Raw genomic sequence first — 17,750 nt, 5'->3', positions numbered from 1 at the left:
GTGTCGCCCTCCCGAAAGTTCTACAGCTCTATGCATCGGCGTCGAATTCTCGTAGAGTGTGGCCCGTACGACAAGGGAGGACCACCACCGTGACCGTTCTCGAGGACGCGCCGGCCACCACGCACGCTACGGAGTCCGTGCCCCAGGTCGACTTCGACACCGACCCGGAGCGGTACCGCCACTGGCGACTCGAGGTCGAGGGCGAGACGGCCTGGGTCTACCTCGACGTCGCCGAGGACGGCGGTCTCGTCCCCGGCTACGAGCTCAAGCTCAACTCGTACGACCTCGGCGTCGACATCGAGCTCTACGACATCACCCAGCGCCTGCGGTTCTCCCACCCCGAGGTGCGCAGCGTGGTGCTCACCAGCGGCAAGGACTCGAACTTCTGCGCCGGCGCGAACATCCGGATGCTCGCCCAGTCGAGCCACCCGTGGAAGGTGAACTTCTGCAAGTTCACCAACGAGACGCGCAACGGCATCGAGGACATGACCGCGAACTCCGGTCAGACCTGGGTGGCGGCCCTCAACGGCACGGCCGCGGGCGGCGGCTACGAGATGGCGCTGGCCTGCGAGACGATCCTGCTGGTCAACGACCGCTCGAGCACCGTGGCGCTGCCCGAGGTGCCGCTGCTCGGCGTGCTGCCCGGCACCGGCGGGCTCACCCGCGTCACCGACAAGCGCCACGTCCGCAAGGACCGGGCCGACATCTTCGCCACGAAGTCCGAGGGCTTCCAGGGCCCGAAGGCCGTGGAGTGGAAGCTCGTCGACGAGACGGTCTCGCGCAAGCAGTGGGACGACACGGTGCGCGCGCGGGCCGCGGAGGCCGCCGAGGGCTCGACCCGCCCCACGGACGCGACCGGCATCGCCCTCCCGTCCCTGCGCCGCGAGGTCGCCGAGGACTCCATCACCTACCCGAACGTCCGCTGCGAGATCGACCGCGACGCCCGCACCGCGACGATCACCGTGCTCGGCCCCGAGCCCGGCACGGTGCCCGAGTCGCTGGAGCGCATCCACGCCCTCGGCGCCGACTTCTGGCCGCTCGCCATGACCCGCGAGCTCGACGACCTCATCCTGCGCCTGCGCACCAACGAGCTCGAGATCGGCACCTGGCTGGTCCGCACCCAGGGCTCGGTCGAGGGCGCGCTCGCGTTCGAGCGGGTCATCGCGGAGCACTCCGGCTCGGACTGGCTGGTCAACGAGATCCGGCACTACTTCAAGCGGACGCTCAAGCGTCTCGACGTCACCAGCCGCAGCCTCATCGCGCTGATCGAGCCCGGCAGCTGCTTCGCCGGGGCCCTGCTGGAGCTCGCGCTGGCCTGCGACCGGCAGTACATGCTCGAGGGCATCTTCGAGGACGCCGACGAGGAGCAGGAGGCGGCCCAGATCGTCCTCACCGCCTCGAACTTCGGGGCGTTCCCGATGGGCAACGGCCTGACCCGGCTGGCGTCGCGGTTCTACGGCTGCGACGAGCACGTCGCGGAGCTGCACGAGCGCGCGGGCGAGCGTCTCACCGGCGCCGACGCGGAGGAGGCGGGCCTGGTCACCGACGCCCCCGACGACATCGACTGGGAGGACGAGATCCGCATCCTGCTCGAGGAGCGGGCCTCGTTGTCCCCGGACGCCCTGACCGGCATGGAGGCCAACCACCGGTTCGTCGGCCCGGAGACCATGGAGACGCGGATCTTCGGGCGGCTCACGGCGTGGCAGAACTGGATCTTCGTCCGCCCCAACGCCAGCGGGCCCGACGGCGCCCTGCGCAAGTACGGCACGGGCCGCAAGGCCGACTTCGACAGGAAGCGGGTGTAAACCGGATGACCTCGGCACGTCCGAAGATCGACTTCGACGCCAAGATCCCCAACAACGTCGACCTCGCGTCCGACCGCAAGCTCCAGCGGGCCCTCGAGCGCTGGCAGCCCAACTTCCTCGACTGGTGGGGCGACATGGGCCCCGCGGTCGACACCAAGGACGTCTACCTGCGCACCGCCGTCGACGTGGGCCGCGAGGGGTGGGCCCACTTCGACCACGTGCCGATGAACGAGTACCGGTGGGGCGTCTTCCTCTCCGAGCACGACCCGGACCGCAAGATCGCGTTCGGCGAGCACAAGGGTGAGCCGGTGTGGCAGGAGGTGCCCGGCGAGTACCGCGCCGACCTGCAGCGCCTCATCGTCATCCAGGGCGACACCGAGCCCGCGTCGGTCGAGCAGCAGCGCTTCCTCGGCGCCACCGCGCCGTCGCTGTACGACATGCGCAACCTCTTCCAGGTCAACGTGGAGGAGGGCCGGCACCTCTGGGCGATGGTCTACCTGCTGCACGCCTACTTCGGCCGCGCCGGCCGCGAGGAGGCCGACCAGCTGCTCGCCCGCAACTCCGGCTCGGACGACTCGCCGCGCATCCTCGGGGCCTTCAACGAGGAGACCCCGGACTGGCTGTCGTTCTTCATGTTCACGTACTTCACCGACCGGGACGGCAAGTACCAGCTCGGGACGCTGAAGGAGTCGGGCTTCGACCCGCTGTCACGCACCTGCGAGTTCATGCTCAAGGAGGAGGCCCACCACATGTTCGTGGGCACCACCGGCATCGACCGCGTGGTCACCCGCACCGCCGAGCTGATGAACGACCACGACTCGGAGGAGGTCGCAGGCGCCGGCGGCATCCCGCTCGACATGATCCAGAAGTACATCAACTTCCACTACACGGTCTCGCTCGACCTGTTCGGCAACGAGTCGTCGACGAACGCCGCCAACTACTTCACCGCCGGGCTCAAGGGCCGCTGGCAGGAGGAGCGGCGCAAGGACGACCACGTGCTCACCGACGACGCCGGCGCGGTGGACGCCGTGCGCGACGGGTCGATCACCACCAACGAGGTGCCGGCGCTGCTGGCGCTCAACCAGGACCTGCGCAGCGAGTACATCGGCGACTGCCGCGGCGGGCTCAAGCGCTGGAACCGGATCCTCGAGAAGCACGGCATCGACGCCCGTCTCTCGCTGCCGCACGTCGGCTTCAACCGGCAGGTCGGGGCGTTCGCGGGCCAGCACATCGCGCCCGACGGCACGATGATCTCCGCGGAGGAGTGGGCGGCGAACGAGAGCCGCTGGCTGCCGACCGACGTGGACAAGTCCCACGTCCGCGGCCTCATGCACCCCGTCCTCGAGCCCGGGAAGATCGCGAGCTGGATCGCGCCGCCGAACAACGGGATCAACGACAAGCCCGTCGACTTCGAGTACGTGCACTTCAACTAGGGCGGTGGGCACTCCAGCGGCACGGTCGCCGTCAGGCCGTCCCGGCCACGTTGAGGACGGTGACGCTGCCGTCGTTGAGGTTGGTGACGTAGGCCTGGCGTCCGTCGGGGGTGATGGCGACGGACGTCGGCCCGCGTCCCACCGGCACGTTCGCGGTGATCTGCAGGGTCGAGGTGTCGAGCACCTGGATCGCGTTCGCGTCGACCGTGGCGAGGTAGGCGTGCCTGCCGTCGGCGCTGAGCGTGATGTCCTGGGGATGGCTCGCGGTGGCGATCGTGCCGACGACCGCGCCGGTGTCGGTGTTCGTCACCGACACCGAGCTGTCGTCGTAGTTGACGTTGAACACCAGCGGCTGCGTCGGGTGGCGCACGATGGAGTGCGGGCTACGGCCCACCGGGGTCGTGCCCAGCACGCGGTCGCCGTCGGTGTCGATCGTGGTGATCACGTTGGACTCGTGGTTGGCCGCGTAGAGCCGGGTGCCGTCCGGCGAGATGTCCAGCCAGTGCGGGTTCGGCGCCACCGCGACCGTGTCGACGACCTGGTTCGTGTCGGTGTCGGCCACGGTGATCGAGCCGGAGTCGTGGTTGGGCACGTAGAGGCGGCGGCCGTCGGGCGACAGGACGAGGGCGAACGGACGTTTCCCGGTCGGGATGCGGGCGGTGATCGCGGCGCTCGACGTGTCGATCACGGCGACCTCGTTGAGCGAGTAGTCCTGGTTGAAGATGCTGACGTAGGCCCGCGCGCTGTCTGGCGAGAAGGCGACGAACTGGGGTCCGCCGTCGGGCACGGGGATGGTGCCGATGGGCACGTTGCGCGTCGTGTCGAACACCGTGATCACGCCGGCGGCACGGTTGGCGATGTAGGCGAAGCGGCCGTTGGGCGCGACCTGCAGGTAGCCGGGCGTGGAACCCACCACCACGGTGCCACCGACCGTGGGTCGGGGAACGCTGGCCGCGGGTCGGCGCGGCCCGTCGAGATCGATCGCGCCACCCGGGGCGGCCGCCCCGACCGTCGACCCGGCGGTGTCCCCACCGCCGCTGCGGACCAGCAGGGCGACCCCCATGCTCGCGACGGCGAGCAACAGGACGGCGATCGCGACGAGGGCACCGGTGCGCACCCCGTGGCCCCGCGGCGTGCCGTCGGGACCGAATCCCGACCGGGGCGCGGGTCCCGCCGGGGGTGGGCCCGGCGGTGGCGTCGGGAACGCGCCGTGCGGTCCCGACGGCGGTCCCTGGCGGGGTGGTGCTTCGGCCGGCGTCCGCGGAGCCGGGGCGTCGAGCACCCCCACACCCGAGCCGCCCCACCGCGACGGCTCGACCTGCTCGGTCGGGCCCTCCGGTCCGGCCGTCGAGGACGGGGCGCCGGCGGACGTGGTGGGGGCGGACACCGAGGTCGCCGGGAGCGGCAGGTGCTCGGTGCGGCCCTCGACGGGTTCCGCGGGCCCGGGCACGGTCACCGACCAGGAGGTGGCGACGGTGCCCGCGGAGCGGGGTGCGGTGTCGGTGGCCCTCGCCGCGGGGCGGTGGACCGCCGCCTGCGCCGCCGCGGCCAGCTCGCCGGCCGTCGCGTAGCGGTCGTCGGGGTTCTTCGCCATCCCGCGCACGATCACGTCGTCGAGGGCCGGCGGTACCTCGGGGTTGAGCTCACCGGCGTGACGGGGCGCCAGGTAGAGGTGCCCGTACATCTGGGTCGGGAAGTCGTCGCCGGGGAAGGGCTTGGACGTGGTGACGCACTCGAAGAGGGTGCAGGCCAGCGAGTAGACATCGGTGCGGGCGTCGACGGGCCGGTTCTCGAACCGCTCGGGCGCCATGTAGTCGAGGGTCCCGAGCGTCACGCCGGTCATCGTCAACCGCGTGCGGCGGTGGCCCACGGTGTGGGCGAGACCGAAGTCGATGACGTAGACGAAGTCCTTCGTGGTGACCAGCACGTTGGACGGCTTGATGTCGCGGTGCACCAGCTCCTCGGCGTGCGCGGCGTCGAGCGCGTCGGCGACCTGCTCGACCATGCCCACCGCCCGCGCGGGCGCCAACGGGCCGCTCTGCTCGACCAGGGCGGCCAAGCTCTGGCCGTCGACGAGGCGCATGTCGATGTAGAGCCGGCCGTCGATCTCGCCGTAGTCGTGGATCGGGATGACGTGGGGGTCGCGCAGGCGCGCCACGGCGTAGGACTCGCGCCGGAACCGCTGCTGGAACTCCGGATCCTTCCCGAGGGCGTCCGGGAGCAGCTTGAGCGCGACGTCCCGGTCGCGCTCCGTGTCGTGGGCGCGCACGACCTGGCCCATGCCCCCGGCACCGATCTGCGCCACGATCTCGTACCGACCGAACCGCTCCATCGTCTGCTCCCCCCCGATGTTCCCGACCGGCTACGTCAGGACGATCTGTCCGCCATCCACCCGGACGTCGCGCGCCGGCAGAGCCCGGGGCGCGGGGCCGTGGGCCACGGAGCCGTCCAGATGGAAGCGGCTCCCGTGGCACGGGCACTCGATGACCCCGTCCGCGACGCGATTGATGATGCAGCCCGTGTGCGTGCACTCCGCGGAGAAGCCGCGGTAGTCACCGGCCGTCGGCTGGGTCACGACGAGCTGGAGGGCGTCGAACACCGCGCCCCCGCCCACCGGGACGGCACTCGCCGGCCCGACGACGCCGCCGACGCCGACACCGCCGCCGCTGGTGGCCGGCGGTCCGACGACGGCCGGAGGGCCCACCACGCCGGGCGTCGTGACGGGCGGGGCCGACGACGGGCTCGGCGCGCCGCACGCGGTGACGACCAGGCCTGCCGTCGCGCCCAGCAGGAGACCGCGCCGGGTCACCGGCCCCTCGTCGGTGCCGTCGGCGTCCATCCCGCCCCCCTCGGATACGCCCTCCGCCGTGGCGCATCCCGCGGACCTTCCCCCCAGGTCACTCACATAGTGTTACGACAACGCGGTCTTTTCTTGGGCCGAACGAGGGATATCTCCCGATTCGGTGGGTCAGAATGTCCCGACTCTGTCAGCGAACCACCGACCGACCCCCACCGACCGACGCGTCATTGCTCGTCCGGGGGTTCGCCGACCAGGGGTCCGGGTGGTAGTGATCGGCACCACGACGACGGGAGACGCCATGGCGGAGCTGTTCAACGCGACCGAGTACCTCGTCGGCCGCCGCCTCGCGGCGGGTGACGGCGACCGGGTGGCCGTGCGCGCGCCGTCGCGCTCGCTGACCTACGCCGAGCTCGACGCCGAGATCGGCCGGGTCGCGGCGGGGCTGGCGGCGCTGGGCGTGCACCCCGAGCAGCGGGTCGTGCTCTGCATGGTCGACGAGGTCGAGCTGTTCACCGGGATCCTGGCGACGATGCGCCTGGGCGCGGTGGCCGTGCCGGTGTCGACGATGCTGCGCGGGCCGGAGCTGGCGGTGCTGGTCGCCGACTCGCGCAGCCGCCTGCTGCTGTGCTCCGCGGAGTTCGCCGACACCTCGCGGATGGCGGTGGCCCAGGCGCGCGAGAAGGGCGGCGACGTGTCCGAGGTCGTCGTCACCGGCGACGACCCGTCGGGCTTCGGCGCCGCGGTGGGTGCCCGGACGTGGGACGAGATGCTCGCCGCGGGGGAGGCGCTCGGGGGGACCCCGCCGGCGTACGACACCTGGGACGAGTCGCAGGCGCTGTGGCTCTACACCTCGGGCACCACCGGCAAGCCGAAGGCGGCGATGCACCGGCACGCCGACATCCGCACGGTGTGCGAGACCTACGGCCAGCAGGTGCTCGGCATCGAGCGCGACGACCTCTGCCTGTCGGTGGCGAAGCTGTTCTTCGCCTACGGCATCGGCAACTCGATGTTCTTCCCGCTCTCCGTCGGCGCGGGTGCCGTGCTCGAGCCCTCCCGGCCGTCGCCGACCCTGCTCGCGGACCTCGCGTCGCGGTACCGGGTGACGATGTTCTTCGGCACCCCGAGCTCGTACGGCCCCCTGCTCGCCGCCGCGGAGTCCGGCCAGGTCGACCCGGCCGCGTTCGCGACGGTGCGCCGCGGCGCCTCGGCAGGCGAGGCGTTGCCCGCCCGCATGGTCAACGGGATGCGGGACCGCTACGGGGTCGAGGTGCTCGACGGCATCGGCTCCACCGAGGCCCTGCACATCTACCTGTCGAACCGGCCCGGCGAGGTCGTGCCCGGTACCTCCGGCGTCCCGGTCCCGGGTTACGACGTGGAGATCCGCGGCACCGACGGCCGCCCGGTGCCCGACGGCGAGACCGGCACGCTCTACGTCCGCGGCGACTCGATCTGCACCGGCTACTGGTGCCGCACCGCGACCAACCGCCTCGTGTTCGAGGGGGAGTGGCTCCGGACCGGCGACACCTACGTGCGCAACGCCGACGGCACGTACACCTGCCTCGGGCGCACCGACGACGTCCTCAAGGTCGGCGGCATCTGGGTCACGCCCGCCGAGGTGGAGGAACGCCTGGTCGCCCACCCGTCGGTGGCCGAGGTGGTGGTCGTCGCGGTGCCCGACGACGACGGGCTCGACCTGCCGGTGGCGTGCGTCGTCGCGCGCGAGGGACACACCGTCGACCCCGAGGCGCTGGTGGCGTGGTGTCGCGAGGGCCTCGCCTCGTTCAAGCGCCCACGCCACGTCATCGCCATCGACGAGGTCCCGCGCACGGCCACGGGCAAGGTCCAGCGCTTCCGGCTGCGGGAGCTCGCCGCGGAGGAGCTCGCGGGGACGCGCGCGGGCGCCGACCCCACCCTGGAAGCGGCGCACTGATGGCGGGACGACGCAGCGAGCAGACCGACCCCCTGGCGACGGCCGACCAGCCGCCGACCGAGGGCGAACCCGCCTACGAGCCCGAGGTCGAGCCCGGCGGCGACGTGCCCGGCGCGGTGCTCGGTTCGGACCACGAGGAGCCGATCGACGGACCCGAGCCGGACGCCTGAGACGGGGCGTCGTCGAACGCGTGCCAGACCGTGTGGGCCGCGGCCGGGTCGGGGGCGGTGAGGACGCCGTGGACCCGGGCGACGTGGGCCACCAGCCGCTCGGGCTCGCAGCCGTGGAGCGCGGCCTCGCGCCGGAGCGGTCCGGCAAGGGGGTCGTCGGTCCCGGTGGCCCGCCAGGCGGCCACCCGTGTCCCGAGGACACGGGCGGCCCGCCCGACGACCTCCAGGGCTCGCCCGTCGTCGGGCGCCGACCGCGTCGCGGTGTCCCAGGCGCGGAACGCCACCCCGCCGCCCAGCGGGGCGGGCAGGACCGCGCCGTCCCGGGTCTCGGCGGCGCGCGCCGCGACCAGCAGGCCCGCCACCTGGCCGCAGGTGACCGCCCACCCGGGGAGACCGGTGCCCGGCGATCCGGTCATGACCCGGCGGTCTCGGGTTCCCACACCGGCGCGGAGCCGCCGTCGTCGAGGGCGTGCCAGACCATCCCGGCCGAGACGGGGCCGGGCGCCGACAGCACGCCGTGGACCCGAGCGAGCTGCGCGACAAGCCACTCCGGATCCCGGCCGTGCATCGCGGCCTCGCAGCGCAGCACGGCGGTGAGGAGGTCGCCGCCCCGCCCGGCCCGCCACCGGGCCAGGGAGGCGCCGAGCGCGTGGGCCGTCGTGGCGAGGACGGCCAGGTCCTCGGGGCGGGCGTCGGGCAGGGTGACGCGATCGCGGTCGCGCAGGATCGGGCGGGTCGCCGCCGACCACGCCCGCAGCGCCCAGCCCCCGGCCAGGGGTTCCGGCGGGCTCGCCCCGTCGGCCTCGGTCTCGCGCAGGGTGAGCAGCAGCCCGGAGACCTGACCCAGCGCCGTGACCCACTCCCGGCGGGTCCCGGGTGGCGCGGTCGTGTCATCGTCCATGGTCGTCCCCCCGTGGTCGTCGAGCACGCGACGGTACGGAGACGGAGCACCGCGCGACGTCGGGGAACGCCCCTGAGAACAGCCTCGTCGGGGTCGTCAGGCGGCGGCCTGGGGGTACCAGGCGCTGATCTCGAGGTCGACCTCGGCGAGGTCCGGGTGCCCGAACAGCAGCGACTCGTCGGGGCTGAGGCGCTGGGGACGGCGCCCGCCGGTCGGGCAGCCGTCCTCGTGGCGGATCGGGTAGAGCCTCCACACGCGGACCGAGTCGCAGTAGTGGCACTCACCAGTGATCATCGTCGGTACTCCGGGCACGTCGGCGGCGGGGGAGCGGTGCCCGCACGCCGACGTGGAGCGCGGCACCGCGTGCCAGTGTGGTGCCCGCCCGTGCTCCGCCGACCCCGTTCCGTGACCGCGCCCACCTGTGACGCGCGTCGACCCCATGTGAGCGAACTTCGGGGCTATAGCCCCGAAGTTCGCTCACGTATCGGAGGTCAGCGGCCCTCGAGCTCCGCCAGGGCGGTCTCGGCCTGCTCGATGATGGCCGGCGGGCCGGTGACCTCGTCGGGGTCGGCCTCGGCGCCCATGTCGCCCGCGCGGTAGCGGGTCCAGACGCCGGCGTGGATGCACGCGGCGCGCCAGCGCGCGAACGCGAGGTAGTAAGCGATGTCGACGTCGCCGAGGCCGCGCGCCGCGGTGTAGCGCTCGATCAGCTCGCCGCGGGTGGGGTAGCCGCCGGCCGGGGTCGGGCTGGACAGGGCCTCCGCGACGGTGTCGCCGGGCTCGCTCCACGACACGAGCAGGTGCCCGAGGTCGCAGAGCGGGTCGCCGATCGTCGCGAGCTCCCAGTCGAACACCGCCACCGCGCGCCCTTCGGGGTCGTAGGCGATGTTGCCGGGCCGGAAGTCGCCGTGGACGATCCCGACCTCGCCCTCGGGCACGCGCGCGGCGAGCGCGTCGTGGGTGGCGTCGAGGGCCGTGAGGTCCTCCATCGCCGACGAGTGCGCCTGGCGGTGCCAGCGCTTGAGCTGGCGCTCGACGAAGTTGCCGGGGCGGGCGAGGTCGTCGAGGCCCACGGCGGACGGCTCGACCGCGTGCAGGGCGGCGAGCACGTCGACCGTCGTCGTGCCGACGTTCGTGCGGGCCGACTCCGGGACCGCGGCGCCCGACTCGGTGTCGTTGAGGACCTTGCCCGCCGCGAAGTCCATGACGTAGAGGTCGGCGCCCCAGACGTCGTGGTCGTCGCAGAACGCGCGCGGCGTCGGGACCGGCACGTCGGTCGGGTGCAGCGCCGCGAGGAAGCGCCACTCGCGACCCATGTCGTGGGCCGTCTCGAGCACGCCGCCCAGCGGCGGGCGTCGCAGCGCCCACGCGTGCCCGGCGTCGTCGGTGACGCGGAACGTGAGGTTCGAGCGCCCGCCCGCGATCCGGGTGAAGGTGAGGTCGCCGTCGATCTCGTCGATGTGCGACCGGAACCAGGCGACGACGGCATCGGGGATCTGGTCGTCGCTCACGCGGCACCTCCGGGACGCAGGACGATCTTGCCGACCTGGGCGTTGGACTCGAGATAGGTGTGGGCCTCGACGACCTGGTCCAGGCCGTCGAACACGCGGTCCACCTGCGGGGCGAAGGATCCGTCGCGCAGGCCGGCGCCGACGAAGGCGCCGGCGCGGCGCAGCCGCTGCTCGTCGTGGGTCATCGCGAACAACGTATAGGCGCGCATCCAGAGATCCGGCAGCGTCTCCGCCGGGAACGGCGTCGGCTGCCCGGACAGCAGCCCGTGGATGGTCAGCACGCCGCCCGGGGCGGTGACCTTCGCGAGGTCCGCCACGCCGGGCCCGGCGACCGCGTCGAAGACGTGCTCGCAGCCGCGCCCGCCCGTGATCTCCCCGACGCGCTCGACGAGGTCCTCCTCGCCGGTGGCGACCACGTGCGCGGCGCCCGCGGCCCGCAGCGCCGCGGCCTTGCTGCTCGAGCGGCTCGTGGCGATCGGGACCGCACCGACCCGGTGCGCGACGGCCAGCGACGCGAGCCCGACGCTCGAGGTCGCCGCCGTGATCAGCACGTGGTCACCGGGGCGCAGTCCGCCCGTCTCGACGAGCCCCCCGTACGCGACGAGGAACGGCATCCACACCGCGGCGCCGTCGACCCAGCTCGTCTCCCCGGGCAGCGGCACGACCGCCCGGGCCGGCACGACGGCCCGCTCGGCGTAGACGCCGTAGTCGTTCATGGAGAACGCCGGGACGACGCTGACGCGGTCGCCCACCGACCAGCGGGTGACGCCCTCGCCGAGCGCGGCCACCGTGCCCGAGCACTCGTAGCCCAGCCCGGCGGGCAGGCGGGTCTCCTCGATGTAGGTGCCGCGCCGGAACATCGACTCGGCCCGGTTGAGCCCGATGGCGGCGACGTCGACCGCCACCTCGCCGGGCCCCGGGGACGGGTCCGGTCCCTCCTCGACCCGCAGCACCTCGGGCTCGCCGAGCTCGGAGAACCGCACCGTCCTCGTCATGCCCGCAGCATGCCGTCCCGACGATCACCCTGCAGCCCTTGCCCCGGGGCGGGGAGGGGCGCACGCTGATCCGTGACCGGATGTCGAATCTGGTCACGAGTCACGAGGAGGTGCCCCGTGAGCCGGGTGACGCGGATGCTCGACGCGGCGGGCGACCTGCTGCTCGCGCACTCCTACCGGCGGGTGACCGTCGACGACGTGGCCCGGCGCGCGGACGTCGGCAAGGGCACCGTCTACCTGCACTTCGCGAGCAAGCTCGACCTGTTCGCCGCGGTGCTGGTCCGCGAGTCCGTGGACGTCACCCGTGACCTGCTCGACGCCCTGCGCGCCGACCCGGCCCAGGCGACGCTCGACGCCACGCTGCGGGCGTCGTTCCTGGCCGTGCAGCGCCGGCCCCTGACCCGCGCGCTGCTCGCGGGCGACGTCGAGCTGCTCGGCGCCATCGCCACCGACACGAAGGCCGGGCTCGAGATCGTCACCGACAAGTCGGCGTTCGCGGCCGAGCACTTCGCGCTGCTGCACCGGCACGGCCTGCTCGCCGACGACCCCGCGACGACGCCCGACCTGACCTACCGGCTCGGCGCGTCCGTGATCGGCTTCTTCCTCGACCACCTCGTCCCGGCCGCGGCCGGGATGGACGTGACGGCCCGGGCCGATGCCCTCGCCGCCGTCGTCCGGGCGGGCTTCACCCCGCCCGGCGACCCCGCCCCGGACGCGCTCGCCGCGGCCGCCGACGGGCTCGCCGCTCTCTACGAGCGCACCCTCGACCACCTCACCGCGGCCCTCCCGGAGGAGCCATGACCACCGACTCGTCGCTGCTCGACCGCGACCTGCCCCCCGACATCGCGGACCTGCCCGCCGTCCTCGACTGGCTCGCCCGCCTCCGCGCCGACGCGCCCGTGTGGCGCGACCGCTACGGGATGCACCACGTGACCCGCGCCGCCGACGTCGAGCGCGTGCTGCGCGACGTCGCGACGTTCAGCTCCGACTTCTCGGCGGTGATGCCGGGCTCGGAGCAGATGACCAAGGGCATGCTGACGCGGATCGACCCGCCGGAGCACAAGGCGCTGCGCCACCTGGTCAGCGCCTCGTTCACCCCGCGCCGCGTCGCCGGGCTCGAGCCGCGGATCCGGGAGCTGTGCGGGGAGATGCTGCCCGCGGCGCCGGGAGACGGAGCGCAGCGGAGCCCGACCCGTGGATCGGCCTCGTTCGACCTGGTCGAGGAGCTGGCGTTCCCGCTGCCGGTCACCGTCATCGCCGAGATGCTCGGCCTCCCGGCCGCCGACCGCGGGCGCTTCCGCGCGTGGGCCGACGGGTTGTTCTCGATGCAGGTGGACGACCCCAAGGAGGCGATGAACGACCCGCGCGTGGCCGACGCGATGGGGGAGATCACCGGCTACCTCGGCGACTGGTGCCGTGCCCGGCGCGCCGACCCGGCCGACGACCTGATCTCCGCGCTCGTCACCACCGAGGTCGACGGGCGGCGCCTCGACGACGAGGAGGCCGCGAACTTCTCCATGCTGCTGCTGTTCGCCGGGCACATCACGACGACGCTGCTGCTCGGCAACGCGGTCCGGGTGCTCGACGCGAACCCGGGCGCGTGGGAGGCCCTGCGCGCCGACCCGGCGACGATCCCGGCGACGATCGAGGAGGTCCTGCGCCTGCGCCCGCCGTTCCCGCTCACCGCGCGGGCCACCACGGCCGACGTCGAGATCGGGGGCGTGACCGTGCCGGCCCGGTCGGTGGTCATGCCCTGGCTCCTCTCGGCCACGCACGACCCCGACGCGCACCCGGATCCGGAGCGGTTCGACCCCGCGCGCACCGGGATCGGCGGCGGCGCCCAGACCGCGTTCGGCCACGGCATCCACTTCTGCCTCGGCGCCCCGCTCGCGCGCCTCGAGGCGCGCGTGGCGCTCGAGGAGATGACCGCTCGCTACGCTGGGCTGTCCGTGGGTGACGGGGACCAACGGCCGTACACGGGTCGTGTGCTCGGGACTCGCCGCCTGCCCGTGGTGGCGACCTGAACGGGTGACGCGCGCCCCTGGTGACCGAACGTCGACTACTGGTCACGATCGGTCACTATGTGGGCGTGTCCCGCGCCGCGCTCGCCCGCCTCGTCCTCGGCATCGCCGTCGCCGTCAGCGCGGCCGCCGCCGTGCTGACGCTGGCGACGCTGCGCGTCCCCGCCGCCGTGCCGACGCCCGCGTCGGACCCCGCGGCCGCGCTCTCCGACCTGCACGCCGCGCCCGAGGGGGAGCGGGTCGTCGTGGTGCGTGTGATCGACGCGGTGACGTTCGACGCGCGCCTGCCCGACGGCGGCCCGGTGATCCGCGTCCGCGCGCTCGGCGTGCAGCCGCCCGGCACCTGCTACGACGCCCAGGCCACCGCGTTCGCCTCGCGGGTCCTCGACCGCCGTGCGGTGACCCTGACCGGCGACCGCGCGAGCGACCGGTTCGACCGGCGCCTCGCGTCGGTGGCGATGAGCGGTGGCGCCGACTACGCGGTCCTCGCCGCCGAGGCCGGCATCGCCCGCGCCTACGCCACCGACGCCGCCCCGGCCGCCATGCCCGCGGTCCGCGCCGCGCAGGACCGCGCGCGCCTCGCCGAGCGCGGCGTCTGGGGCCCGCCCTGCCTCGGCGCCGCCACCCCGAACGACACGCGGTCCGCCCCGGGCACGGCGACCGACGCGGTGCGCTCCTCGCGCTCCGACGCCGCGGGCGGGCGCTGAGCGGGGTCCGGGGCCCGGGGGAGCGAGGGACGCCTTCGCTGCGTGGGGCGCAGTCAGGGCGTCCCTCGGTCCACGCCACCGCCGCCGCGGCGCCGGGCCTGCGGGAGCGAAGGACGCCCTCGCTGCGTGGGACGCAGTCAGGGCGTCCCTCGCTCCACGCCGCGCCGCCGGGCTCGGGGGAGCGAAGGACGCCCTCGCTGCGTGGGGCGCAGTCAGGGCGTCCCTCGGTCCACGCCGCGGCGCCGGGCTCGGGGGAGCGAAGGACGCCCTCGCTGCATGGGACGCAGTCAGGGCGTCCCTCGGTCCACACCGCGGCGCCGGGCCGGCCTCGACCGCGGGCGGAACGGTCAGACGACCTTGCCCGGGTTGAGGATCCCGTGCGGGTCGAGGGCGGCCTTGACCGCGCGCTGCATGGCGAGGACCTCGGGGCTCTGCTCACGCTCGAGGCCGTCGCGCTTGAGCAGGCCGACGCCGTGCTCCCCGGTGACGGTGCCGCCGAGGGCGAGCGCGTCGGCGAGGATCTCCTCGAACGCCGACTGCGCGCGCACACGCGCCGGTTCGTCGCCGATCGGGGTGATCAGCAGCGGGTGCAGGTTGCCGTCGCCGGCGTGGGCGAGGTTGGCGATCGTCGTCTCGTGCCGCCGCCCGATCTCCTGGATGCGGCCGAGCATCTCGGGGACGGCGGCCCGGGGCACGCACACGTCCTCGGTCAGCACCGGCCCGAGGCGCTCCAGGGCCGGGTACGCCAGCCGGCGGGCGGCGAAGAGCGCGTCGGCCTCCTCGGCGTCGGCGGCCTGCGCGGCGAACGTCGCCCCGGCGTCCGAGAAGTGCCGCAGCATCTCGCCGGCCTCGGCGTCCCCGGCCGCCCCCGGCGCGTCCGAGCGCCCCAGCAGCACGACGTCGGCCTCGGCGGCCAGCCCCATGTTCTTCCAGGCGTCGACGGCCTCGAGGCAGGTGCGGTCGACGAGCTCGAGCGCGGACGGGGTCAGCCCGGCCGCGGTGATCGCGGCGACCGCGCGGCCCGCGTCGACGACGGAGTCGAAGTACCCGGCGACGGTGTGCTCGGGGGCGCGGGCGGGCCGCAGCTTGACGGTGACCTCGGTGATCACGCCGAGCGTGCCCTCGGAGCCGACCATCAGCCCGGCCAGGTCGAGGCCCGCCACGCCCTTGGCGGTGCGCCGGCCCAGGCGCACCAGCTCGCCGAGCCCGTTGACGACCTGCATCCCGAGCACGTAGTCGCGGGTGACGCCGTACTTGACGCAGCAGACGCCGCCGGCGTTGGTGGCGACGTTGCCGCCGATGGTCGACCAGGGTGAGCTCGCCGGGTCCGGCGGATACCAGAGGCCCTGCTCCGCGCAGGCGGCGCGCAGGTCGTCGTTGACCACCCCGGGCTGCACGACGGCCAGGCGCTCGGCGCCGTCGATCTCGAGCACGTCGACCATGTGCTCGGTGGAGAGCACCACCGACCCCTCGGTGGCGTTGGCCCCGCCCGACAGTCCGGTGCCCGCCCCCCGCGGGACGAGCGGGGCCCGGTGCTCGAGGCACGCGCGCACCACGGCCTGGCACTGCGCCGCGTCGGTCGGACGCACCACCGCGACCGGCAGCGCGTGCGGCGCCCACTCCGCGTCGTCGTGGGCGTAGCTCGCCAGCACGTCGGGGTCGTCGAGCACCCGGCCGGCGGGCAGCGCGCCGTGCAGGGCGTCGACGACGGGTGCCCTCGAGATCGTGGTCACGGCGCCTCCTCGAGCGGTCACGACGACGGGACCCACGGTAACGCCGCGACGGGCCCCGAGGCGTCAGACGATCACGAGGTGCAGCAGCCAGAAGGCGGCCGCGGCGACGACCGCGGCCGCCGGGAGCGTGAGCACCCAGGCGACCGCGATGTTGCCCGCGACGTTCCACCGCACGGCCGAGACCCGGCGGGTGGCGCCGACGCCCAGGATCGACGCGGTGATCGTCTGCGTGGTGGAGATCGGCGCGGAGAAGGCGAAGGCCGTCGTGTAGAGCACGGCCGACGCGGTCGTCTCGGCGGCGAACCCGCGCGGCGGGTCGAGGTCGATGATGCGCCGGCCGAGGGTGCGCATGATCCGCCAGCCGCCGGAGTACGTGCCCGCCGACAGCGCGCCCGCCGAGAGCAGCACGACCCACCACGGGACCTCGAAGCCCTGGTGGTAACCGCCGACCACGAGCGCCAGCACGATGACGCCCATCGTCTTCTGGGCGTCCTGCAGGCCGTGCCCGAGCGCCATCGCCGCCGCGGACACCGTCTGGGCGTGCCGGAACCCGGAGGTGACCCGGCGGGGGCGCCCGTAGCGGAACGCCCAGAGGATGCCGGTCATCAGCAGCCCGGCCAGCACGAACCCGACGACCGGCGAGAGCACCATCGGGATGATCACCTTCTCGACGACCCCGTCCCACTGCACGGTCCCCGCCGCGGCGAGCGCGGCACCGACGAGACCGCCGATCAGCGCGTGCGACGACGACGACGGCAGCCCGAACCACCACGTCACGAGGTTCCAGGCGATCGCCCCGATGATGGCGGCGAGCACGACGACCAGGCCGCCGATGCCCTGGGGCGGGTCGATGATCCCGCTGCCCACGGTGGAGGCGACCTCGGTGCCGAGGAACGCGCCGATCAGGTTCATCACCGCGGCCATCAGCAGCGCCGTCCGCGGGGCGAGGGCCCGGGTGGCGACCGAGGTCGCGATGGCGTTGGCCGCGTCGTGGAACCCGTTGGTGTAGTCGAACGCGAGCGCCGCCACGACCACCACGACGATCACGGCGAGCTCCACGTCAGGACTCCTTGACCGCGATGCTCTCGACGGTGTTCGCGACCGTCTCGAAGGCGTCGGCGGCCTGTTCGAGGACCTCGACGACCTCCTTGACCTTCAGGACGGTCAGCACGTCCGACGGCGGGGCGTCGTCCGGCGGCGCCAGGAGCTCGCCGAGCAGGGCGCGGTAGACGTCGTCCGCCTCGTTCTCCAGCGAGTTGACGTGGATCCAGTACGGCTGGAGCTTGTCGACCTTCTCGAGCTTCGGCATCGCCTCGGCGGTGGCCGCGGCCGCGCGCCGGAGGATCTCGACCTGCTTCGGGATGCCCGTCGGGAGCACGTCGAGCCGGTAGAGCACGATCCGGTCGGCGGCCTCCTCGACGGCGTCGAGGACGTCGTCGAGCGAGGAGGCGAGCCGGTAGATGTCCTCGCGGTCGAACGGCGTCACGAAGGTCGAGTTCAGCTTGACCAGGATCTCGTGGGTCACGCTGTCGCCGTCGTGCTCGGTGTCCTTGACCTTCGCGGCGAGCGCGGGGCGAGCGTCGGAGCCGGCGGACACGAGATCGTCCAGCAGGTCGATCCCGATCACGATGTTCTCGGCGGCCCGGGTGAACAGCGGATAGAAGCCACGCTCGTGGGGCGTCAGGCGGAAAGCCATCGCGCGATGGTAGGCGTCGCTCCTCGGGCGTCGGCGGGTACTCCGGAT

16 protein-coding genes are annotated in these 17,750 nt (G+C 73.7%); 6 read left to right on the top strand and 10 right to left on the bottom strand.

The window, feature by feature from the left end; genetic code table 11:
• Positions 1–89 precede the first annotated feature (89 nt).
• Together boxC and boxB are read left to right on the top strand one after the other, a co-directional pair.
• Positions 90–1,805: a 2,3-epoxybenzoyl-CoA dihydrolase gene (gene boxC / locus ACR9E3_RS20435; RefSeq protein WP_460382361.1), complete on the top strand. Its 1,716-nt coding sequence runs from the start codon at positions 90–92 to the stop codon at positions 1,803–1,805.
• Positions 1,806–1,810: 5 nt separating this feature from the next.
• Positions 1,811–3,238 carry a benzoyl-CoA 2,3-epoxidase subunit BoxB gene (boxB, locus tag ACR9E3_RS20430; protein ID WP_460382360.1) on the top strand — a complete coding sequence of 476 codons (1,428 nt, stop codon included), beginning with the start codon at positions 1,811–1,813 and terminating at the stop codon, positions 3,236–3,238.
• Between the two features lie 31 nt (positions 3,239–3,269).
• Here the strand turns inward: boxB and ACR9E3_RS20425 are convergent, their stop codons facing one another.
• Both ACR9E3_RS20425 and ACR9E3_RS20420 read right to left on the bottom strand, forming a co-directional pair.
• On the bottom strand, positions 3,270–5,570 hold the full coding sequence (locus ACR9E3_RS20425) for a protein kinase domain-containing protein (RefSeq protein WP_460382359.1): 2,301 nt from the start codon (positions 5,568–5,570) through the stop codon (positions 3,270–3,272).
• A gap of 30 nt (positions 5,571–5,600) precedes the next feature.
• Complete coding sequence (locus tag ACR9E3_RS20420) at positions 5,601–6,077, bottom strand: QcrA and Rieske domain-containing protein (protein WP_460382358.1); 477 nt, start codon at positions 6,075–6,077, stop codon at positions 5,601–5,603.
• A gap of 259 nt (positions 6,078–6,336) precedes the next feature.
• Here ACR9E3_RS20420 and ACR9E3_RS20415 point away from each other — a divergent pair, with 259 nt between their 5' ends.
• On the top strand, positions 6,337–7,968 hold the full coding sequence (locus tag ACR9E3_RS20415; protein WP_460382357.1) for a benzoate-CoA ligase family protein: 1,632 nt from the start codon (positions 6,337–6,339) through the stop codon (positions 7,966–7,968).
• 73 nt (positions 7,969–8,041) lie between these two features.
• Here ACR9E3_RS20415 and ACR9E3_RS20410 read toward each other — a convergent pair whose 3' ends face one another.
• The 5 genes from ACR9E3_RS20410 to ACR9E3_RS20390 form a co-directional block, all read right to left on the bottom strand.
• Positions 8,042–8,554: a hypothetical protein gene (locus ACR9E3_RS20410; RefSeq protein ID WP_460382356.1), complete on the bottom strand. Its 513-nt coding sequence runs from the start codon at positions 8,552–8,554 to the stop codon at positions 8,042–8,044.
• Positions 8,551–9,039: a hypothetical protein gene (locus ACR9E3_RS20405; RefSeq protein ID WP_460382355.1), complete on the bottom strand. Its 489-nt coding sequence runs from the start codon at positions 9,037–9,039 to the stop codon at positions 8,551–8,553. Before ACR9E3_RS20405 ends, ACR9E3_RS20410 begins: the two co-directional genes overlap by 4 nt.
• A gap of 96 nt (positions 9,040–9,135) precedes the next feature.
• Positions 9,136–9,399 carry a hypothetical protein gene (locus tag ACR9E3_RS20400; RefSeq protein WP_460382354.1) on the bottom strand — a complete coding sequence of 88 codons (264 nt, stop codon included), beginning with the start codon at positions 9,397–9,399 and terminating at the stop codon, positions 9,136–9,138.
• Between the two features lie 131 nt (positions 9,400–9,530).
• Positions 9,531–10,550: a phosphotransferase family protein gene (locus tag ACR9E3_RS20395; protein WP_460382353.1), complete on the bottom strand. Its 1,020-nt coding sequence runs from the start codon at positions 10,548–10,550 to the stop codon at positions 9,531–9,533.
• Positions 10,547–11,545 (bottom strand): zinc-dependent alcohol dehydrogenase family protein, encoded by a 999-nt coding sequence (locus tag ACR9E3_RS20390; protein ID WP_460382352.1) that lies wholly within the window; start codon positions 11,543–11,545, stop codon positions 10,547–10,549. Before ACR9E3_RS20390 ends, ACR9E3_RS20395 begins: the two co-directional genes overlap by 4 nt.
• Positions 11,546–11,662: 117 nt before the next feature.
• Here ACR9E3_RS20390 and ACR9E3_RS20385 point away from each other — a divergent pair, with 117 nt between their 5' ends.
• From ACR9E3_RS20385 to ACR9E3_RS20375, 3 genes are all read left to right on the top strand, one after another.
• Entirely contained in the window at positions 11,663–12,346 is a 684-nt protein-coding gene (locus ACR9E3_RS20385; RefSeq protein WP_460382351.1) for a TetR/AcrR family transcriptional regulator, read from the top strand.
• The gene (locus tag ACR9E3_RS20380) at positions 12,343–13,569 is read left to right on the top strand and encodes a cytochrome P450 (protein ID WP_460382350.1); all 1,227 of its coding nucleotides are present in this window, start codon (positions 12,343–12,345) and stop codon (positions 13,567–13,569) included. Before ACR9E3_RS20385 ends, ACR9E3_RS20380 begins: the two co-directional genes overlap by 4 nt.
• A 65-nt stretch (positions 13,570–13,634) precedes the next feature.
• Entirely contained in the window at positions 13,635–14,273 is a 639-nt protein-coding gene (locus ACR9E3_RS20375; RefSeq protein ID WP_460382349.1) for a thermonuclease family protein, read from the top strand.
• A 347-nt stretch (positions 14,274–14,620) separates the two neighbouring features.
• Here the strand turns inward: ACR9E3_RS20375 and ACR9E3_RS20370 are convergent, their stop codons facing one another.
• The 3 genes from ACR9E3_RS20370 to ACR9E3_RS20360 form a co-directional block, all read right to left on the bottom strand.
• Positions 14,621–16,006, bottom strand: a complete 1,386-nt coding sequence (locus ACR9E3_RS20370) for an FAD-binding oxidoreductase (RefSeq protein ID WP_460382348.1) — start codon at positions 16,004–16,006, stop codon at positions 14,621–14,623.
• Between the two features lie 63 nt (positions 16,007–16,069).
• Positions 16,070–17,065 carry an inorganic phosphate transporter gene (locus ACR9E3_RS20365; RefSeq protein WP_460382347.1) on the bottom strand — a complete coding sequence of 332 codons (996 nt, stop codon included), beginning with the start codon at positions 17,063–17,065 and terminating at the stop codon, positions 16,070–16,072.
• 1 nt (position 17,066) lies between these two features.
• Entirely contained in the window at positions 17,067–17,702 is a 636-nt protein-coding gene (locus ACR9E3_RS20360; RefSeq protein ID WP_460382346.1) for a DUF47 domain-containing protein, read from the bottom strand.
• Between the last annotated feature and the right edge of the window lie 48 nt (positions 17,703–17,750).

The organism is Actinomycetospora sp. C-140 (assembly GCF_054796175.1).
This window is presented reverse-complemented; position numbering and strand designations above follow the sequence as displayed.

What these genes read in the sequence shown, in the direction of transcription:
- ACR9E3_RS20405 (WP_460382355.1), bottom strand. Translation starts at nt 9,039, where the DNA reads ATGGACGATGACACGACCGCGCCACCCGGGACCCGCCGGGAGTGGGTC.
- ACR9E3_RS20380 (WP_460382350.1), top strand. Translation starts at nt 12,343, where the DNA reads ATGACCACCGACTCGTCGCTGCTCGACCGCGACCTGCCCCCCGACATC.
- ACR9E3_RS20425 (WP_460382359.1), bottom strand. Translation starts at nt 5,570, where the DNA reads ATGGAGCGGTTCGGTCGGTACGAGATCGTGGCGCAGATCGGTGCCGGG.
- ACR9E3_RS20415 (WP_460382357.1), top strand. Translation starts at nt 6,337, where the DNA reads ATGGCGGAGCTGTTCAACGCGACCGAGTACCTCGTCGGCCGCCGCCTC.
- ACR9E3_RS20390 (WP_460382352.1), bottom strand. Translation starts at nt 11,545, where the DNA reads ATGACGAGGACGGTGCGGTTCTCCGAGCTCGGCGAGCCCGAGGTGCTG.
- ACR9E3_RS20360 (WP_460382346.1), bottom strand. Translation starts at nt 17,702, where the DNA reads ATGGCTTTCCGCCTGACGCCCCACGAGCGTGGCTTCTATCCGCTGTTC.
- ACR9E3_RS20420 (WP_460382358.1), bottom strand. Translation starts at nt 6,077, where the DNA reads ATGGACGCCGACGGCACCGACGAGGGGCCGGTGACCCGGCGCGGTCTC.
- ACR9E3_RS20410 (WP_460382356.1), bottom strand. Translation starts at nt 8,554, where the DNA reads ATGACCGGATCGCCGGGCACCGGTCTCCCCGGGTGGGCGGTCACCTGC.
- boxB (WP_460382360.1), top strand. Translation starts at nt 1,811, where the DNA reads ATGACCTCGGCACGTCCGAAGATCGACTTCGACGCCAAGATCCCCAAC.